Source organism: Micromonospora sp. NPDC006766, from assembly GCF_040636055.1.
Classification (GTDB): Bacteria; Actinomycetota; Actinomycetes; order Mycobacteriales; family Micromonosporaceae; genus Micromonospora.
Genome location: NZ_JBEYIX010000028.1, coordinates 49,793 through 68,990, shown reverse-complemented (window position 1 = coordinate 68,990; position 19,198 = coordinate 49,793). Strand labels below are relative to the sequence as shown.

General features: G+C 71.5%; 12 protein-coding genes and 1 pseudogene. 6 read left to right on the top strand and 7 right to left on the bottom strand.

Features of this window, described 5'->3' with window-relative positions; genetic code table 11:
* Nucleotides 1–53: 53 nt before the first annotated feature.
* The 3 genes from ABZ671_RS21635 to ABZ671_RS21625 all read left to right on the top strand — a co-directional run bounded on the left by ABZ671_RS21635 (nucleotide 54) and on the right by ABZ671_RS21625 (nucleotide 5,287).
* On the top strand, nucleotides 54–1,757 hold the full coding sequence (locus ABZ671_RS21635) for a bifunctional 3'-5' exonuclease/DNA polymerase (protein ID WP_357860855.1): 1,704 nt from the start codon (nucleotides 54–56) through the stop codon (nucleotides 1,755–1,757).
* Nucleotides 1,758–1,898: 141 nt separating this feature from the next.
* Nucleotides 1,899–2,492, top strand: a complete 594-nt coding sequence (locus tag ABZ671_RS21630; protein WP_357860853.1) for an NTP transferase domain-containing protein — start codon at nucleotides 1,899–1,901, stop codon at nucleotides 2,490–2,492.
* 236 nt (nucleotides 2,493–2,728) lie between these two features.
* The gene (locus ABZ671_RS21625; RefSeq protein ID WP_357860850.1) at nucleotides 2,729–5,287 is read left to right on the top strand and encodes a CHAP domain-containing protein; all 2,559 of its coding nucleotides are present in this window, start codon (nucleotides 2,729–2,731) and stop codon (nucleotides 5,285–5,287) included.
* 274 nt (nucleotides 5,288–5,561) lie between these two features.
* Here ABZ671_RS21625 and ABZ671_RS21620 read toward each other — a convergent pair.
* Nucleotides 5,562–6,752: pseudogene (locus ABZ671_RS21620) on the bottom strand (serine hydrolase domain-containing protein).
* Between the two features lie 126 nt (nucleotides 6,753–6,878).
* Here ABZ671_RS21620 and ABZ671_RS21615 point away from each other — a divergent pair.
* A complete protein-coding gene (locus ABZ671_RS21615) occupies nucleotides 6,879–7,640 on the top strand; it encodes a hypothetical protein (RefSeq protein ID WP_357860847.1) in 762 nt (253 codons plus the stop codon).
* Nucleotides 7,641–7,701: 61 nt separating this feature from the next.
* Here ABZ671_RS21615 and ABZ671_RS21610 read toward each other — a convergent pair whose 3' ends face one another.
* The 3 genes from ABZ671_RS21610 to ABZ671_RS21600 are packed head-to-tail and all read right to left on the bottom strand — an operon-like array spanning nucleotide 7,702 to nucleotide 12,352.
* The gene (locus ABZ671_RS21610) at nucleotides 7,702–9,102 is read right to left on the bottom strand and encodes a GH1 family beta-glucosidase (RefSeq protein WP_357860844.1); all 1,401 of its coding nucleotides are present in this window, start codon (nucleotides 9,100–9,102) and stop codon (nucleotides 7,702–7,704) included.
* Entirely contained in the window at nucleotides 9,099–11,321 is a 2,223-nt protein-coding gene (gene yicI, locus ABZ671_RS21605) for an alpha-xylosidase (RefSeq protein WP_357860841.1), read from the bottom strand. Before yicI ends, ABZ671_RS21610 begins: the two co-directional genes overlap by 4 nt.
* Nucleotides 11,318–12,352 carry a LacI family DNA-binding transcriptional regulator gene (locus ABZ671_RS21600; protein WP_357860838.1) on the bottom strand — a complete coding sequence of 345 codons (1,035 nt, stop codon included), beginning with the start codon at nucleotides 12,350–12,352 and terminating at the stop codon, nucleotides 11,318–11,320. The genes yicI and ABZ671_RS21600 overlap by 4 nt, the downstream gene beginning before the upstream one ends.
* A gap of 232 nt (nucleotides 12,353–12,584) precedes the next feature.
* Here ABZ671_RS21600 and ABZ671_RS21595 point away from each other — a divergent pair, with 232 nt between their 5' ends.
* Nucleotides 12,585–12,980, top strand: a complete 396-nt coding sequence (locus tag ABZ671_RS21595) for a hypothetical protein (protein WP_357860835.1) — start codon at nucleotides 12,585–12,587, stop codon at nucleotides 12,978–12,980.
* Between the two features lie 61 nt (nucleotides 12,981–13,041).
* Here ABZ671_RS21595 and ABZ671_RS21590 read toward each other — a convergent pair whose 3' ends face one another.
* The 3 genes from ABZ671_RS21590 to ABZ671_RS21580 all read right to left on the bottom strand — a co-directional run bounded on the left by ABZ671_RS21590 (nucleotide 13,042) and on the right by ABZ671_RS21580 (nucleotide 16,371).
* Nucleotides 13,042–13,476, bottom strand: a complete 435-nt coding sequence (locus ABZ671_RS21590) for a VOC family protein (protein ID WP_357860832.1) — start codon at nucleotides 13,474–13,476, stop codon at nucleotides 13,042–13,044.
* Nucleotides 13,477–13,518: 42 nt separating this feature from the next.
* Complete coding sequence (locus tag ABZ671_RS21585; protein WP_357860829.1) at nucleotides 13,519–14,328, bottom strand: metal-dependent hydrolase; 810 nt, start codon at nucleotides 14,326–14,328, stop codon at nucleotides 13,519–13,521.
* 114 nt (nucleotides 14,329–14,442) lie between these two features.
* Nucleotides 14,443–16,371 carry an amylo-alpha-1,6-glucosidase gene (locus ABZ671_RS21580; RefSeq protein ID WP_357860827.1) on the bottom strand — a complete coding sequence of 643 codons (1,929 nt, stop codon included), beginning with the start codon at nucleotides 16,369–16,371 and terminating at the stop codon, nucleotides 14,443–14,445.
* Nucleotides 16,372–16,413: 42 nt separating this feature from the next.
* Here ABZ671_RS21580 and ABZ671_RS21575 point away from each other — a divergent pair, with 42 nt between their 5' ends.
* Nucleotides 16,414–19,146: a glucosidase gene (locus ABZ671_RS21575; RefSeq protein ID WP_357860824.1), complete on the top strand. Its 2,733-nt coding sequence runs from the start codon at nucleotides 16,414–16,416 to the stop codon at nucleotides 19,144–19,146.
* The last annotated feature ends 52 nt before the right edge of the window (nucleotides 19,147–19,198 follow it).

Genomic DNA, 19,198 nt, shown 5'->3' with positions numbered 1-19,198 from the left:
AGGGCCCCTTGTTATCGCCAGGCGATAACAAGGGGCCCTTCCTAACCGCAACAGTGTCAGACCGGCGAGGCAGAATCGCGTTCGTGCTGGTGGCGGTGGTGTCGGACGAGCGGGGCGGGGGAGTGCTGCAACCCCTCGACCCCGCCGGCCGACCCGCCGGCCCGGCCGAGCCCGTCGCCGACCTGGCCGCCGCGGTGGCCGCCCGGGAGGCCGCCGAGCACCCTCGCTGGGTCTGGGCCACCGGCGCCACCAGCTATCCGGCGCTGCTGCGCGCCGGCGTACGGCTCGACCGCTGCCACGACGTCGAGCTCACCGAGGCGCTGCTGCTCGGCCACGCGGGCCGGTGGGGCGAGCCCCGCTCACTCGCCGCCGCCTGGGCCCGGCTGACCGGCGCGCCGGTGCCACCCGACCCGCCGCCCCGCCCGCCCGAGCCACCCGGCCACGGCCAGGGCGCGCTCTTCGACGCGCCGTCCGGCCCGCCCGGCCCGGGCATCGCGGCCTTGACCCAGGTGTACGCCGACCAACTCGCCCGGGTCGCGGCCACCGCGCACCCCGGCCGGTTCCGGCTGCTGGTCGCCGCCGAGTCGGCGGGCGCGCTGATCGCCGCCGAGATGGGCGCGGCCGGCCTGCCATGGCGGGCCGACGTGCACGACGCGATCCTGGCCGAGCTGCTCGGCGAGGCGTCGCCGGTCGGCGGGCCGCCCCGCCGGCTGGCCGATCTGGCCGCCCGGATCGCCGACGCGTTCGGCGTACGCCAGGTGCACGCCGACTCCCCGGCGGAGCTGCGCGCCGCGTTCGCCCGGGCCGGCGTGGAGCTGCCGAACACCCGCGCCTGGGTGCTGCGCGGGGTGGAGCACCCGGCCGTGCCCCTGGTCCTGGAATACAAGGAGCTCTACCGGATCTGGACGGCGCACGGCTGGGCGTGGCGGGATGCCTGGGTCTCCGGTGGGCGCTTCCACCCCGAGTACGTGCCGAGCGGGGTGGTCTCCGGCCGGTGGGCGACCCGGGGCGGTGGGGCGCTGCAGATCCCGAAGGTGATCCGGCGCGCGGTGGTGGCCGACCCGGGCTGGACGTTCGTGGTGGCCGACGCGGGGCAGCTCGAACCGCGGGTGCTCGCCGCGGTCTCCGGCGACGCGCGGCTGGCCGCCGCCGGTGGCGCCGGGGACCTCTACGCCGCCCTGGCCCGGGACGCCTTCGGCGGTGACCGGGCCCGCGCCAAGGTGGCCCTGCTCGGCGCCATGTACGGGCAGACCGGCGGCGCCGCGCTGCCCGCCCTCGCGGTGCTCAAGCGCAACTACCCGACCGCGTTCGGATACGTCGAGGCGGCGGCCCGCACCGGTGAGGCGGGCGGGCTGGTGCGCTCGTGGTTGGGGCGTACCTGCCCGCCGGGGTCGGTGGGCTTCGGCGACGGGGAGGACGCCGACCCGGACGCCGGGGCGGATCCGCAGAGCCCTCGAGCTCGGGCGGCCCGGTCCCGGGGCCGGTTCACCCGCAACTTCGTCATCCAGGCCACTGCCGCCGAGTGGGCCGCAACCCTGCTGGCCACGCTCCGGACGGCCCTCGCCGGCACCGGGGCCGAGCTGGTCTTCTTCCAGCACGACGAGGTGGTCGTGCACTGCCCGGCCGAGCGGGCCGACGCGGTCGCGGCGGCGGTCACCGCAGCCGGGGCCCAGGCCACCCGGCTGCTCTTCGGCGACACCCCGGTCCGGTTCCCGCTTGACCTGTCCGTGGTGGACTGCTACGCCAACGCGGCATAGTCCCACAATTTTCCGTTTTGCCCCGCTACCCTCGTGCGGCGGCGCTCGTTGGTCCGATGTGCGTACGACGGGACGGGCCGGACGCGGCTGCGCCGAACCGTCCCCCTGGTCGAGGGGGCACAACTGAACCGGATCGCAGGAATGATCATCGCCGCTGGTGGGGGCCGTCGCATCGGCGGACCCGAGGCGCTGCTGCACCAGGGGGAGAAACCCCTGATCAGCCAGATGATCGACACACTGGGCGAGGCAGGCTGCGAGCAGGTCGTGGTCGTGCTGGGCGCGGCAGCCGACCAGGTCCGCGAGACGGCGGACCTGACCAGGGCCACCGTGGTGGTCAACCGGGCGTGGGGGACCGGGGTCGGGTCCTCGATCCGGGCCGGCCTGGCCGCGCTGACCGACGAGGGGATCGAAGCAGTCGTCGTGGTGCCCGTGGACATGCCCGGGCTCACCGCCGCCGCGGTCCGGCGGGTGGCCGCCCTGCCGTACCCGGACGTGCTGGTCTGCGCCACCTACGACGGGCTGCGCGGCTACCCGATGCTGTTCGGCCGCCGGCACTGGCCCGGCATCGCCACCCTGGCCAGCGCCGACGTCGGCGCCCGGCCCTACCTGCTTGCGCACAAGGACCAGATCGTCGACATCTCCTGCGACTCCGTGGCCGACGGCAGCCGGATCGACAGCCCCGAGGTGATGGCCCTCTACGGCCTCTCCATCCCCGAACAACGCGTGGGCGTCTAGGCGGGCACGCACAGGTGCCACCCCGGACAACTTCCGTCGGACGGGCGGGTCACCGTCCGGAACGGGCGACTCGGTGCCCGCCATCCGGCGAAGATGCCCACCCGCTGGCTGGTCGTTGCCGCCAGACGGTGGTGGGTCGATACTCATAGGACTGTTTACGGTAGCCTTCCGGGCGATCGATGATCATCCGCCTGTCCAAGCGGAGATCAGGTACGCACCGAGAAGGAGCGCTTTCCTTGCGCCTCAAACGAATGCTGCTGTCCGCGCTCGCGCTGACGCTCCTGCCGATCGGCACGAGCGTCATGCTGGCGCAGCCGGCGCACGCCGACCCCACGTTCCCGATGTATGGCCCGTACCCGGCCAAGACGGCGATCGACGGGCGCGGCAGCATGAACCCCGACGACCGCGACGCCATCGACCTCTACACGACCGGCCAGCAGATCTATCTGCGCTGCCAGGACTCCGGCCCGTCGCTGGGCGGCAGCACGATCTGGGACTACACCCGTGAGGGTCACTGGATTCCGGACGCCTACGTCACCACCGGCCACAGCGGGTTCGTTTCGAACGTGCCGCGCTGCCTGGCGCTCGGCATCGACGGGCACGCCAAGGTGGGCTCGGTGCACGGCCCGTACACCGCCAAGGTCGACATCGACGGCCGGGGCAGCGCCGACCCCAACGACCGGGTCCGCACCGACGCCTACCTGGCCGGCAGCCTGCTCTACCTGAAGTGCCAGGACTATGGCATCGCCGTGAACGGCAGCACGCTGTGGAACCACACGTACGACGGCTACTGGGTGCCCGACGTGTACGTCACCACCGGCACCAACGGCCGGATCCCCGGCATGCCGACGTGCACGTCCCTGGGCATCTCGCCCGGCGTCTCCGGAAACCCGGGCGGCGGGCGTCAGTTCCTCACCCGCGCCACGCTCAACGGCTACCACGCCAAGAGCCTCGGCGCGAGCAAGGTCGTCGACCGGTACGCCGAGGGCACCTACATCACCGTGATGTGCCAGGCGTACGGCGAGCTCAACTACGGCGGCAACGCGATCTGGGACAAGACCAGTGACGGGCTGTGGGTGGCCGACTTCTACGTGCGCACCGGCTCCACCGACATCGTCCTGAACCGCTGCGACAACGACGGCCCGTCGGGCAGCGGCAACCGGTACCTGGCCAAGACGACGCTCAACGGCTACCACGGCAAGAGCCTCAGTGCGAGCAAGGTCGTCGACAAGTACGCCGGTGGCAGCTACATCACCCTCGTCTGCCAGGCGTACGGCGAGTTCAACTACGGCGGGTCGGCGATCTGGGACAAGACCAGCGACGGGCTGTGGGTCCCCGACTACTACGTCTACACCGCCTCGCTCGACATCGTCATGAGTCGCTGCGACAACGACCCGAAGCCCACCGGCGGCCCCGGCAACCCGTCGGTGCCCGGCGACCCGGCCCCCGGCTCGGTGCCGGACGGGGAGATCCGCGACCGGATCGTCAACGCCGCGCTCAGCCAGGTCGGCGTGCACGAGTGGGGCGACAACTGCAACCCGTACGGCCAGAACGGCGTCCAGTGCGGCTGGGCCTGGTGCAGCATGTTCGCCAGCTGGACCTGGCGTCAGGCGGGCATCAACGTGTTCTTCCCCTACAGCGGCACTTTCTACACCTGGGGCCAGCAGCGTGGCCTGCTCCGCTCCAAGACCAACATCCGGCCCGGCGACGTGGTGCTGTTCGGCAGCAACTCCGGCGCGAGCAACCACATTGGCGTGGTCGCCAACGTCGACCCCGACGGACGGATCACCACCATCGAGGGCAACTGGGGCGACGAGGTACGCGTCGTCGGGCCGTACGACCCGGTCAGCCCCGGGCCGACCCACGAGAACATCTTCGGCGTGGTGGCCCCGGTGAACGACTCCTCGAACCTCTGGCAGAACGGCCCCCTCACGCACGACGCCACCTGCACCGCCAAGCAGTCCTCCGGCGGCGCCGACTACCAGCTGTGCCAGGAGGTCAGTGGCACCCTGGTGCGCTCGGTGGTCGCTGTGCGGCCCAGCAAGGACCAGGTGGTGCGGGCCAGCGTCTCCCTCGGCGGCGCCGGCGACCGGGATTCCTCGAAGTGCCAGTCCACCATGCTCAGAGCCAACACCTGGCGAAAATGCGTCACCGACTGGAAAACAATCGCGTACGGCGGCGCCAACGCCGGCGCGACCGTCACCGTAGCCGGCAAGGAACGCCCTGAGCTGCACACCGGTGTGCTGAGGCAACGCGGCTGGGTACAGGAGAAGGGCAACTACTGCGGCCCGGCGACCCTGCAGGCCGCATCGGCGACGATGGGCATCTCAAGTGTGCCCAGCCAGGGCACGGTGGCCAGCCAGTCCCACACCGGATCCACCGGCACCCTGCCGGGGGACATGGCATCCACCCTGTCGGGCTACACCCCGATCGGTATGGGCTACGACTTCTACGGCTGGTACTCGTTCGGCGACCGGAACCTGTCGCTGGAGTACGGCATCGACCGGGTCCGCCGCGGAATCCGGCAGGGCCAGCCGTCGATCCTGCTGGTCAAGCCGCAGCTGCTGCCCTGGGGGACGGCTGGCGGCAGTGGCCTGCTCCGCCACTACGTGATGATCTACGGGTACGGGTCGGTCGACAGCAGCGCCGGTGCGACCGGCGAATACACCAGCACCTTCAAGGTCTGGGACCCGTGGGACGCGACCACCCACGACATGACCCTCGACCAGTTGATCACCGCGGCGAACGCCGCCGAGGTGCCCGGCGACATCTCGACCATCTCGCCGAAGATCTGACCCACCCCGCCGTCGTGCGCCGCGGATCCCCGGTCCCGGCGTACGACGGCGCGGGCTTGGCGGCCCCACCTTGGCAACGGCTCCGGGCGGTTTCACGGGCACCCTGGGCGGATTAGGCCTCTCCCCGGTGCCCGTCTTCGGGGAGCTGCGCGTTCCGGACTCGTTGGTCAGAACCTGGGCGGTGGCGAGGTGGATGGCGTCGAGGCTGCGTAGCGGCGTCGGCGATTCTGGGTGCGGCGGTGGGGGTCCGACGCCGTGAGTTGCTGCTCGACGGTCAACCGTCGATCGCCTGGTAGGCAGCGGTCCAGAACTCGTGCCACATCGGCAACCTCTGATCGCCCGCGTGCGCCCGCTGCATGATGAAGATCGTCGTCATGTCCTCGGCGGGATCGTTGTACCAGGCGGTGCCATAGAAGCCGGGCCATCCGTAGCTCCCGACCGACGGGCCGAGGTGCGTGCGGTGGGTGCGGACCGACATCCCGAAACCCCAGCCCATGGTGTCGAAGTATCCGGGCCAGAATCCGGAGACCGTCTTCTGCGCCGGGGTCAGGTGGTCGCTGGTCATCAGCGCCACCGACGGCCGCGAGACCACCCGCTCGCCTCGGTGGGTGCCGCCCGCGAGCAGAGCAGAGGCGAAGGCGAGGTAGTCGTGGGCGGTCGAGACGAGCCCGCCGCCACCTCCTTCGAACGCCGGTGGCCGACTCCACCGCCCGTCGGGGGCGTCTTCGACGACCGGCTCACCGGTGGCGGAATTGTCGCGCTCGTACGCCGTCGCCAACCGGCCGATGCTCTCGCCGCTCACGCTGAAGGCGGTGTCCTTCATTCCGAGCGGATCGCAGATCCGCTCGCGCAGGGCATCCCCGAAGGACATGCCGGTGGCCCGGGCGATGAGTACGCCCGTCACGTCGGCGGCGGTCTCGTACATCCAGCGCTCGCCTGGCTGGTGGACGAGCGGGAGCGTGCCGAGCCGGCGCATCCACTCGTCCGGTGGTGGCTGGCCGAGTGCGTCCAGCGCGTCGGCGATCGGAACCGTTCCGGGCTCGGCAGGGACGATGCCGGTGCCGAGGGTGTAGGTCAGCAGATCCCGCAGCGTTATCGGGCGTTTCGCCGCAACGGTGTCTTACAAGGGCCCGTGGGGATCGGCGAGCACCGTCATGTCCGCCAGCTCCGGGAGGAGGTCGTCGACCGGGTCATCGAGGCGGAGGGTGCGGTCCTCGACGAGCGTCATCGCACACGCGGCGGCGATCGGCTTCGTCATCGAGGCGATGCGACAGATCGTGTCGCCCGCCATCGGCGTCCTCGACCCTGCGCCCTCGAACGCGAGATTGCCCGTTGCTTCGACGTGCACCTCGCCGTGCCGGGCGAGGACGGCCATCATACCCGGGACGAAGCCGGAGTCGACGTGACGCTCGAGCAGCTCTCGCAGCCGCGCCAGCCCTTTCGACGAGAAGCCACCAGTAGGCACCTGTCTTCTCCTCCATCTCGCCCCTTCGCAAGGTACCCGTCGCGCGACGACCGCGCGTTCCGCGCCGCCCGGACTGAGTATCCGGACGGATGCGACCGCGTCGGAACCGAGCCGATAATCGTCGCCATGCGTCGACTCGCCACCGCCCTGTTGTGCCTCGGCATGCTCGTGGGCTGCGCCCGGCCGGGCGCAGCGCCCGCGCCGGCCGGCTCCGCCGAGGAAGACAGCAGGTGGGCCACCTACCAGGCTGACGTCACCTCGGTACGCGTCAGCGACGACCCGCGCTCGCTCGTGCTGACCGTGGCGCTGCTCGGCGACGCCGACGGTTGCTCGCGCGATCCGCGCGTCGACTACTTCGCGGAGGAGAACAACCGCATCTACGCCAACGTGGTGCAGGATTCGCGTCTGTCGAGGGTGGTCGGGGCCTGCCCCACCCACACGCCGGGCAAGGTGAGGCTGACCGCGCCCGGGCCGATCGACGGCCGGATCGTCGTGCTGAACCAACAGCCATGGAAACCCGACGGTGACGCGTACGGTCGCTGCGACGAGACGTTCGGCTGCGACCCGATGCCGACGGACCACTGTGATCACGCGTGGGTCGATGTCACAGTCCGGGGCATGGACGTGTCCCGGCACTCCGTCGGCTCCGTCGAGGGCTGCGATGGCACGTGGCTGGTGATGACCGTGCCGTTCGATCCGGTGCCTTGCGGTGTCGAGGCACGGGACGGCTGCACCCCGTCGGTCAACGTGCGCCGCTACTTTCTCCGCTGGTCCGGCCAGCAGGGGTGGGCCACAGTCGCCGGCTCGACGGAGGCCGGCTGCGGAACCGTTCTCACCGTGGAGCCAGCCTTCCCGCGGAAGCTGTGCAGGCACCTGCCCAGGCCCTGACAGGGGCGCCCAGGGTGCCGTGCGCCAGCGCGCCCGAGAGCCGCGGGGCTGGGTGGAGGGCTTAGGCGGGCAGCTGGTTCGAGGTGGCCAGCCGGCGGTACCAGTGGGCGCTGTCCTTCCAGGTGCGCGCCTGCGTGTCGTAGTCGACGCGGATGATGCCGAACCGTCGGTCGTATCCGTACCCCCACTCGAAGTTGTCCAGCAGCGACCAGACGAAATACCCGCGCACGTCGGCCCCGGCCGTGATCGCGTCGCCGACCGCGGCGACGTGCTGGCGCAGGTAGTCCACCCGCTGGTCGTCGTGGATCGCGCCGTCCGGCGCGACGACGTCGTCGAACGCGGCGCCGTTCTCGGTGATCATCAACGGCTGGGCGGGGTATTCCCGGTGCAGCCGCAGCAGCAGCTCGGTCAGGCCGCCCGGGTCGATGTTCCAGCCCATCGCGGTGTGCGGGCCGGGCTGGGGCAGGAACTCGACGTCGCCGGCACCCACCCACGGCGTGTGGGCCGAGTCGCCGTGCCCGTCCGACTCCGACCGGGGCGACGCCCCGTCCCAGGCCCGGACGAGGGTCGTGGCGTAGTAGTTGACGCCGAGCACGTCCAGCGGCACGGCGGCGGTCCGCTCGTCGCCGTCGCGCACGAACGACCAGTCGGTGACCGCCGCCGTGTCGGCGAGCAGGTCCGCCGGGTACGCCCCGTCCAGCATCGGCCCGAGGAACGCCCGGTTGGCCAGGGCGTCGATCCGGCGTACCGCGTCGTGGTCGGCCGCCGAGCCGGACGCCGGCCGGATCACGTGCAGGTTGAGCGTGACCGAGAGCCGGGCCGCCGGGGCGAGGTCCCGGATCACCCGACCGGCGAGGCCGTGCGCCAGGTTCAGGTGGTGCACGGCGGCCAGCGCCGCCGCCGGTTCGGCACGCCCCGGCGCGTGCACGCCGGAGGCGTAGCCGAGGTATGCCGAGCACCACGGCTCGTTGAACGTGGTCCAGGTGTGCACCCGGTCGCCGAGCGCCCCGACGATGCCGGCGGCGTAGTCGGCGAACCGGGCGGCGGTGTCCCGCGCCGGCCAGCCACCCGCGTCCTCCAACTCCTGCGGCAGGTCCCAGTGATAGAGCGTCGCCACCGGCTGGATGCCGAGGTCGAGCAGCCGATCGACCAGCCGGGAGTAGAAGTCCACCCCGGCGGGGTTGAGCGCGCCCGAGCCGCCCGGCTGCACCCGGGGCCAGGAGATCGAGAACCGGTATGCCCCGAGCCCGAGTGCGGCGAGTTGGTCCAGGTCCTCGGCCCAGCGGTGGTAGTGGTCGGCCGCCACGTCGCCGGTGTCCCCGTTCAGGGTGCGTCCCGGGGTGTGGCTGTAGGTGTCCCAGATTGACAGGCCCCGCCCGTCCTCCCGGGCCGCGCCCTCGATCTGGTACGCCGCAGTGGCGGAACCCCAGACGAACCCCTCGGGAAACACGAACCCGCTCATTCCGCCACCTCCACCAGATAACCCGACGACGCGCCCGCCACCAGCTCCACGCCGGCCCTCCCGTTGTCGTACCGCACCTCGAACTCGGCCCCGGGGCCGCCGTCCGGCGCGGGCACCCGGACCCGGGTCCGCTGCCCCTCGACCGGCGCGTACAGCCGCAGCCGTACGTGGTCGGCCCAGGCGTAGTCGGGCCGGTCGTCGACCGCGCCGAAGGGGATCACCGCGCCGGGCCGGGCGAGCACCGGCACGCTGTCGAAGTCGTGCTTCTCGGTGACCCAGCCGGGGCCGGTGACCTGCGCGCCGCTGACCAGGTGGGTCCAGGTGCCGGCCGGCACGTAGTACGTCACCTGCCCGTCGGCGTTCAACACCGGCGCCACCAGCACATCCGGGCCGAGCAGGTACTGCCGGTCCAGGTACGCCGATGTCGGGTCGTCCGGGAACTCCAGGATCATCGGCCGCATCACCGGCACCCCGTCGGAGTGCGCCTCCTCGGCCGCCGCCGCGAGATAGGGCATCAGGCGCAGCTTGAGCCGGGTGAAGTGGCGCAGCACGTCGACCGCCTCCTCGTCGTACGCCCACGGCACCCGGTACGAGCCGGACCCGTGCAGCCGGGAGTGCGAGGAGAGTAGCCCGAAGGCGATCCACCGTTTGAACACCGCCGGGTCGGGTGTGCCCTCGAAGCCGCCGATGTCGTGGCTCCAGTAGCCGAACCCGGACGCGGCCAGCGACAGCCCACCGCGCAGCGACTCGGCCATCGCGACGAAGGTGGACTCGCAGTCGCCGCCCCAGTGCACCGGGAACTGCTGCCCACCGACGGTCGCCGACCGGGCGAACAGCACCGCCTCGCCCGCACCACGCTCGGCCTCCAGCAGCTCGAACACGACCCGGTTGTAGAGGTAGGAGTAGTAGTTGTGCATCCGCTGCGGGTCGGCCCCGTCGTGCCACACCACGTCGGTGGGGATGCGCTCGCCGAAGTCGGTCTTGAAGCAGTCGACCCCCATGTCGAGCAGCGTCTTGAGTTTGCCGGCGAACCAGCGGGCCGCGTCCGGGTTGGTGAAGTCGACAAGCGCCATGCCGGCCTGCCACTTGTCCCACTGCCAGACCGAGCCGTCCGGGTTGCGGACCAGGTAGCCGGCCCGCCGGCCCTCCTCGAACAGGTACGACCGCTGGGCGATGTACGGGTTGATCCAGACGCAGATCTTCAGGCCCCGCTCGTGCAGCCGGCGCAGCATGCCCGCTGGGTCGGGGAAGGTCTGCGGGTCCCAGACGAAGTCGACCCAGTGGAACTGGCGCATCCAGAAGCAGTCGAAGTGGAACACCGACAGCGGCAGGTTCCGCTCGGCCATTCCGTCGATGAACTCGGTCACCGTCTTCTCGTCGTACTGAGTGGTGAACGAGGTGGACAGCCACAGCCCGTACGACCAGGCCGGCACCCGCGCCGGCCGGCCGGTCAGGGCCGTGTAGCGGCGCAGCACGTCCTTCGGGGTCGGGCCGTCGATCACGTGGTAGGTCAGCGACTGCCCCGCCACGCTGAACTGGGTCTGTGACACCACCTCGGAGCCGACCTCGAAGGAGACCAGCTCCGGGTGGTCCACGAACACCCCGTAGCCGGCGCTGCTGAGGTAGAACGGCACGTTCTTGTACGCCTGCTCACTGGCGGTGCCGCCGTCGGCGTTCCAGATATCCACGCGCTGGCCGTTCTTGACGTACGGGCCGAACCGCTCGCCGAGGCCGTGGATCGTCTCGCCGACCCCCAGCGCCAGCCGCTCGTGCACGTACGTGCGGCCTTGGGTGTCGGTGACGACGCCGATGCTGCGTTCGGTGGAGGAGGTGACCAGCCGGTCTCCGCGTAGGAAGTCGACCCGCCACGGGCCGGCCAGCGCGACCCGCGCGGTCAGCCCGCCGGTGGTCAGCGTCGCGGTGAGACCGGTGACCTCCACCCGTACGGGATGGTCGGCGCGTTCGGCGAGGGCGAACCGGGGTTCGCGGGGCAGCCCACCGGAGTGGTGGCCGATGGTCACCCCGACCACGCCCGGCGCGGGGGAGAAGAACCGTACGGTGACCACCGGCCGGTTGAGGGTGTCGCTGCGTCCGGTGACCCGGCCGGTGGGCGCGAACACGGTGAACCCGCGCTCGTCCGGCTCCACGGATTCCACCGTGCCGGGGCGCAGCACGCTGACCCCGGGACGAAGTTGCCAGTATCCGTCGGTGAACTTCACTGCTCGGCTGCTTCTTTCGTGCGCGGTGGGCCGCTCGACCCACGGATCTCCAGCGTGCAGGGCAGCAGTTGCTGATGGACCCTGTCGCTGCCGGTGTCGAGGTGCCGTAGCAGCGCCTCGACCGCTATCCGGCCCAGCGCCGAACCGGGCGAGGTCATCGCGGTCAGCGCCGGGGTCGCCAACTCGGCGACCTGGGGTGAGGTGACCATCGAGACGACCGAGACGTCGCCGGGCACGCTCAGGCCTCGGCCGGCCAACTCGCCGAGAATGCCGAAAACGGCGCTTTCGTTCATCGCGAGGACCGCCGTCAGGTCGGGGGCCCGGGCGAAGGCGGCGTCGAGCGCCGCCCGCCCGCCGGCGGCGCTGTCCTCGGCCGGAACCATCACCGGCTCCAGGTCGTACCCGGCCATCGCCGCGGTGTACGCGTCGCGGGTGCGCAGCGCCGGGCCGTAGCCGTGGGCGAGGGCCGCGGCGGAGTGATTGACGTACACGATGCGGCGGTGGCCGAGACCGACCAGGTGGTCGACGGCGTCGCGCACCGTGCGGTCGAAATCGATGTCGACGTACGACAGGCCGGACGGGTCTTCGGTGCGGCCGATGAGCACCAGCGGCACGCCGACCTCCTGGAGGACGGCCACTCGGGGATCGGCCAACTGCACCTCCATCAGCAGCGCGCCGTCGAGCATCCGCTGGCTGGCCAGCCGGTGCAGCTCGTCCAGGTCGTTGACCCCGACGGGGGAGAGGACCAGGTGGTAACCGGCGGCGCTGGCCGCGGCGGCCGCCCCGGTGACGAACGCGGTCTCGGTGGCGCCGAGGCCCCGCTCGTCGACCGGCAGCAGCAGGCCGACGATGTGACTGCGCCGGCTGGCCAGGCCACGGGCCATGGCGTTGGGCTGGTAATCCAGCTCGGCCATGGCCGCGAGCACCTTCTGCCGGGTCGCCTGGGAAATCGGCCGGGCGCCGGTGAGCACGTACGACACGGTGCTGACCGACACCTGGGCGAGGCGGGCGACATCCTGCATGGTGGCCATCGCACCTCCTCCGGCGGCGGTTCCCGGCCGATGGCCGAATTCGTCGAAGCGTTTCGATAGACCGTAGCCACGCGTTAGACGTGCGTCAATAGCGTCTCAGATCAGCTAGCGAGGGAGATCGCCGCGGCCAGGATCAGCGCGTGCAGGATCATGTGCTCCAAGTTCGGTCGCGGGCGGTCACCGATGGGCGGCAGCACGATGAGGGTGCGCGCCGGCTACGCCACATCGGAACTTGAGCAGCACCTGCTCCTTCGGCGCGGGCCAGCAGCTTCCCAACGCGCCCTGGCTGGCCGATAATCGGCGCATGTGGGCCCGATGGCTGGCGTTGGCGGCAACAATCTGGACGGGTGCCTACGTCGCGGTGTACGTGACGGTGGTGGGCCACGACGACAACTCACCGGCCTGGTGGTATGTCGGGCTCATCGCGGTCAGCGTGGTGCCGTTGATCGCGGCAGTTGCCGGCCGGCTGTCCCGGCCGGCGTTGGTCGCCAGCGCCGTCGTGCTTGCGGTCGCGGCGCTGCTGGGGCTGCTGTCGATCGGCGTCATGCTGTTGCCGTCGGTCATGTGCGTGATCGTGGCGGCGATCGTGATGAAATCCGCGTCCGGCACCGTCCACGAGCCCCGGTAGCAGCCATCTTGCCACCTAACTCGACAATCGATCCGTACGCGGTTCCGCAGGTCGCGGCCTCTCAGTCGAGGCAGAACTCGTTGCCCTCGATGTCCTGCATCACGAGGCACGATTCGTTGACGCCGTCGGCGCGCAGTAGTTGCACGCGTACCGCGCCGAGGGCGATGAGTCGTGCGCATTCGGCCTCAAGTGCGGCCACCCGCTCTTCCCCCACGAGCCCGGTGCCGACCCGTACGTCAAGATGCAGCCGATTCTTGACGACCTTGCCTTCGGGTACGCGCTGAAAGAACAGCCGCGGGCCCACGCCTGCGGGATCAACGCAGGCGAACGCCGAACCCTGATGCTCAGGCGGCAGGGCGCGATCGAATTCGTCCCAGGTAGCAAAGCCCTCTGGTGGCGGCGGTACGACGTACCCCAACACCTCGCACCAGAAACGGGCGACGCGCTCAGGTTCTGCGCAGTCGAAGGTGACTTGGATCTGCTTGACCGACGCCATCGGCCCACTATAGGGGGTGGGCCTTCGCGTCGGGCGCGTCGGTCACACCCCGTTGTTCATCCGCTGCAGCACCGAGGGCGCGACCAGCCCCACCGCGGCGAGCACCGCGACGATGGTCATCGCGGTCCGCAGCACGACGGTCTCGGCCTTGCTGCCGGTGCGTAGCGCGATGCTGTGGGGCAGCCCGAACGATGTCCACATCCGTCGCTTGATCGGGATCGGCCAGAGGATCGGCACTCCGGCCCGGGTGATCATGTCGCCGAGGACGTGCACAACGCAGCCCACCCCGACGGCGGTGCCGATGAGCGGATAACCCCGGTCGCCGGGGAGGTTGGCGAAGGTGAACCAGGCTGCGGCCGCCGAGGCGAGGGTGACGACCACCCAACCGGCCCGCTCGGCCCACTTGTCGAAGAGCCCACGCAGCGCCAGCCCGATCATGAAGAAGAGGATGCTGACCACCGCCCACTTGCCGTAGTGGGCGCAGAGCTCGGTGGTGCCCCAGCCGACCAGGGCGGCGAACGGGAGGGTGTGGGTCAGCGTCCGATGCCCGTTGTTGCGGCGCGGGTCCTTGCTGAGCTTCGTGGCGTAGTAGACACCGAGCGAGACCTTCTCGACCACCTCGGCGACGAAGAGACTGACCACACCGAAGGTGTGCGCCACGGTGGCGCCGCCCTGGTTGCGGGTCACCTTGCCAGAGAGGTCGAGGTCGGGCAGAAGCGCCCCGCCCGCGCAGACCGCGGTGCCCACCGCCAACGCCAGCGGCGTCTGATGGTAGTCGGCGAACTGGTCCAGCGCCCAGGAGCCGGTCAGCCACACCGCCGCGCCGGACAGCGCGTGGGACGGTCCCATCATCTCGGCTCGCCCTCTCCACAATCTTGATCGACAAGACGATGCCACTGTAGTCAAGCCGCTCCGTGGCGGGGAACCACCGGACGGTCCACTGGGGAATGGCGATGACGGGCTGGGTCAGGCCCGGTGGCTGTGGCCCCGGCGTACGCGCAGGAGCTCGGCGACCGACCACGCCTGGAACGGGCAGCCGGTGGCGGCGTACGGGGCGGACCCGTCGGCGGTCTCACTCACCGAACCCACCCCGAACTCCGCCAGATGACCCTCAAGCCCCACCAGCAGGTCATCGGTGGGCAGCCCGACCCGGCGGTACGCGTCGACGAGCGGCCCGATCAGCCACGGCCAGACCGTGCCCTGGTGGTAGGCGGCGTCGCGTTCGGCGGGCCCGCCCCGGTGCCGGCCCACGAAACCGGGGGAGTCAGGGGCGAGGCTGCGCGGCCCCAGCGGGGTCAGCAGCCCCTCGGCGACCCGACGCAGCGTCGGCTCGTCCGGTGCGAGCGGGGCGTACGGCAGCGACCAGGCGAGCAGCTGGTTGGGGCGGAGCAGGTCGTCGGCGTGGTGCGGCGCGGGGGCGTCCACCACGTCGTGCAGCCAGCCGACCGGTGCCGGGAACCGGGCCCGGAACGCGCCCGACGCCTTCGTGTGCAGCCCCCACAGCGCGGTGGCGTCCCGCCCGAGCAGTTCGGTCAGTTCGGCGAGCCCGGCCAGCCCGTTGACCCAGAGCGCGTTCACCTCCACCGGCTTGCCGGTACGCGGGGTCACCGGCACCCCGTGCACCCGGGCGTCCATCCAGGTCAGGGCCGTGCCCGGGGTACCGCCCTGGGTGATGAGCCCGTCGGCCGGGTCGGCCTTGATCCCGTAGCGGGTGCCGGTCAGGTGCGCCTGCACCACGTCGTGCAGCGCGGGCAGCAGCTCGGCGGCGAGGTCGGTGTCCCCGGTGGCGGTGACGTGCCGGTTCACCGCGTGCAGGAACCACAGCGTCGCGTCGACCGTGTTGTACTCCACCCGCCCGGTGTCGGCGGTGTTGGCGAGCATCCCCTCCGACAGCGTCGCCGCGTACGCGCGCAGCAGCTCGCGCCCCTCGTCGGCGCGGTTGGTGCACAGGAACAGCCCCTCGTAGGCGGTCATGGTGTCCCGCGACCAGGCGCCGAACCACGGGTAGCCGGCCACCACGTCGGGCCCGGCGGCGGTTCGCACCACGAACGCGTCGGCGGCCAAGGCGAGGGTGCCCTCGACCCGATCGCGTGGCTCCGCGGCGGCCACCACCGCCCGGTTGCGCCGCCGGGCCGCCTCGACCAGCGCGGTCGCCGGCGGCGGCTCCTCGGTCAGGTCGCCGGCCCAGGCCAGCACCGACACCGTGGCACCCGGCTCGTCGAGCGGGCCGGAGAACCGGCCCGCGTACCAGAGGTCCTCGTTCGGGGGCAGACCGCGCGCGGCCTCCTCGCGGTGGTGCACGCCCAGCCACCACTGGCCCTCGGGCGCCCAGTCCGGCCCGGCCAGCCGGAACGCCTCCTCGACCACCGCCCCGCCCGCCACCGGCTCCAGCCGGGGCGGCGGCCCGTCCGCGCGGCGCTCGCCGTGCGCGTCCCGCCAGGTGCAGACCGCGGCCAGGTCCAGCCGGACCGGGCCGCCGGAGACCAGCCGGTGCACCACCGCCACGCAGGGCCGCCCGTACGCCATGGCGATCTCCCGCTCGATCACCACCTCGCCGATCCGCCACCGCCAGCGCGGCACGCCGTAAGTCAGGTCGAAGCGTTCGAGCAGTTCGAAGCCGCGTGGGTCGACCGCCCCGGAGGACCACTCGTGGACGCCCAGCCGGACCCGCTGCCCGGAGGGCAGGGCCACCGTCGGGTCCAGGCTGACCAGGCCCACCCGACGGGACGCGGCGGTCTCGCCGGCCACCACCAGCAGCCCGTGGTAGCGGCGGGTGCGCAGCCCGCCGATCGTGCCCATGGCGTAACCGCCCCGGCCGTCGGCGGCCAGCCACTCCCGCGTCGAGGAGGCGGACAGGTCCCCGCAGACCTGCGGCCCGAAACAAATATTGATCACGTTTCCTCCACCGGCGGCGAGGTGTGACGCGCCACGGCGACAATGGCCCGTGTGGTGGTGTACCCCGGCGGCGTCGAAAATGTGCAGGTGATCACTGACCGTCCGCTTTCCGCGAACCCCGACCCCGAGCGGCACCGGCTCGCCCAGGCCGACGCCGGGGCGCAGGACTGGCGCGCATGGGGTCCCTATCTGTCCGAGCGGGCGTGGGGGACGGTACGGGAGGACTACAGCGAACACGGCACGGCGTGGGACTACTTCCCCCACGATCACGCGCGGTCCCGAGCCTACCGGTGGAACGAGGACGGCATGGCCGGCGTCTGCGACGACCGGCAGACGTTCTGCTTCGCCCTCGCGCTGTGGAACGGGCGGGACCCGATCCTCAAGGAGCGGATGTTCGGCCTCGGCGGCGACAGCGGCAACCACGGGGAGGACGCCAAGGATTACTGGTGGTACGAGGACTCCACCCCCACCCACTCGTACCTGCGCTGGCGCTACCACTACCCGCAGGCCGCCTTCCCCTACGCCGAGCTGGTCGAGGAGAACGCGCGGCGCGGCCGGGAGGACACCGAGTACGAACTGGTCGACACCGGCATTTTCGACGACGACCGGTACTGGGCGGTGACCGTCGACTACGCCAAGGCGTCCCCGACCGACCTGTGCGTCCTGGTGACGGTCGCCAACCGGGGTGATCGGGACGACACCCTGCACGTGCTGCCGACCCTGTGGTTCCGCAACACCTGGGCGTGGGGGCTACCGGGCGGCGACCGGGTGCCGAAGCTGGTCGGCTTCGAAGCCGGCGCGGGGCCAGGCCCGGCGGCAGGCGTCCGGCTGGTCGGCGAGCACTGGGTGCTCGGGCAGCTCCTGCTGGAGGGCGACGGGGACGCCACCCCGCTGCTGTGCGACAACGACTCCAACGCCGAGCGGCTGTGGGGGCTGCCCGGGCGGTCGCCCTACCCGAAGGACGGGATCAACGACCACGTGGTGGCCGGCGCGGCCACGGTCAACCCGCAGCGGGAGGGCACCAAGGGCGCCCTGCACTACATCCTGGACGTGCCGGCCGGCGGGCAGCGGCAGATCCGGCTGCGGCTGACCCGGACCGCCCCGCCGCCGGCCAGCGCGCCGCCGCCCCCGGCCGACCTCGGCGACGACTTCGACGGCGTGCTGCGGGCGCGACGCGCCGAAGCCGACCAGTTCTTCAACAGCGTCATCCCGGCCGGGGCCAGCGCCGACGAGGCCCTGGTGGCGCGGCAGGCGATCGCCGGGCTGATGTGGGGCAAGCAGTTCTACCACTTCGACGTCAAGCGGTGGCTGGATGGCGATCCCGGCTCCGCGCCGCCGCCCGCCGGACGCCGCCAGGGGCGCAACAGCCACTGGTGGCACATGACCAGCTTTGACGTGATCTCCATGCCCGACCCCTGGGAATATCCCTGGTACGCGGCCTGGGACCTGGCCTTTCACTGCGTCACCATCGCCCGGGTCGACCCCGGCTTCGCCAAGGACCAGCTGCTGCTCCTGTTGCGCGAGTGGTACCTGCACCCCAACGGGCAGATCCCGGCGTACGAGTGGGCGTTCGGGGACGTCAACCCGCCGGTGCACGCCTGGGCCGCGCTGAAGGTGTTCGAGATCGACGGCTGCCGGGACCACGAATTCCTCGCCCGGATCATGCACAAGCTGCTGCTCAACTTCACCTGGTGGGTCAACCGGAAGGACACCGGCGGCAAGAACGTCTTCGAGGGTGGCTTCCTCGGGCTGGACAACGTCGGCCCGTTCGACCGCTCGGCCGCGCTGCCGGTCGCCGGGGTGCTCGAACAGTCCGACGGCACCGGCTGGATGGCCATGTACGCGTTGAACCTGCTCGACATGGCGATCGCGCTCGCCGAGCACGACCGGGCGTACGTGGACATCGCCACGAAGTTCTTCGAGCACTTCGCGTACATCGCCGCCGCCGCGTACGACCAGGGGCTCTGGGACGACGAGGACGCCTTCTTCTACGACGTGTTGCGGCGGGCCGACGGCACGACGGTGCCGCTGAAGGTCCGCTCGGTGGTGGGGCTGGTGCCGCTCGCGGCGACCACCCGGCTCACCGCGCAGGCCCTGCACCGGCTGCCCGAGCTGAGCGCCCGGCTGCGTTGGTTCCTCACCAACCGCCCCGAGTACGCCAACGTGATCGGCGCCCGCCGGATCGGCCCCGACGGCCGGCAGCAGCGACTGCTGTCCATGGTTGGCCCCGACCAGGTGACCCGGCTGCTGGCCCGGATGCTCGACCCCGACGAGTTCCTCTCCGACTACGGCCTGCGTACGCTCTCCCGTGCCCACCTGGACAAGCCGTTCACGGTGACCCTCGGCCGGCAGAAGTTCAGCGTCGGCTACGAGCCGGCCGAGTCGACCAGCGGGCTGTTCGGCGGCAACTCCAACTGGCGCGGCCCGATCTGGATGCCGACCAACTTCCTGCTGATCAGCGCGCTGCGCGACTACGCCGCCTTCTTCGGCGACGACCTGCAGGTGGAGTACCCGACCCGCTCCGGCGAGAAGCGGACCCTCGACGAGGTCGCCGACGACCTGTCCGCCCGGCTGATCTCGCTGTTCACCCGGGACGACTGGGGCCGGCGGCCCATCTATGGCGCGGCCCAGCTGTTTCAGACCCACCCGGACTGGCGCGATCTGCTCTGCTTCCCCGAGTACTTCCACGGCGACAACGGCGCCGGGCTCGGGGCGTGGCACCAGACCGGGTGGACCGCGCTGGTCGCCGACCTGATCCTCACCCTGCGCCGCTGACCGGGACGCCGGGCGTGCCGAGGACCTGTTGCAGACGGTCCTGGCGGACGCT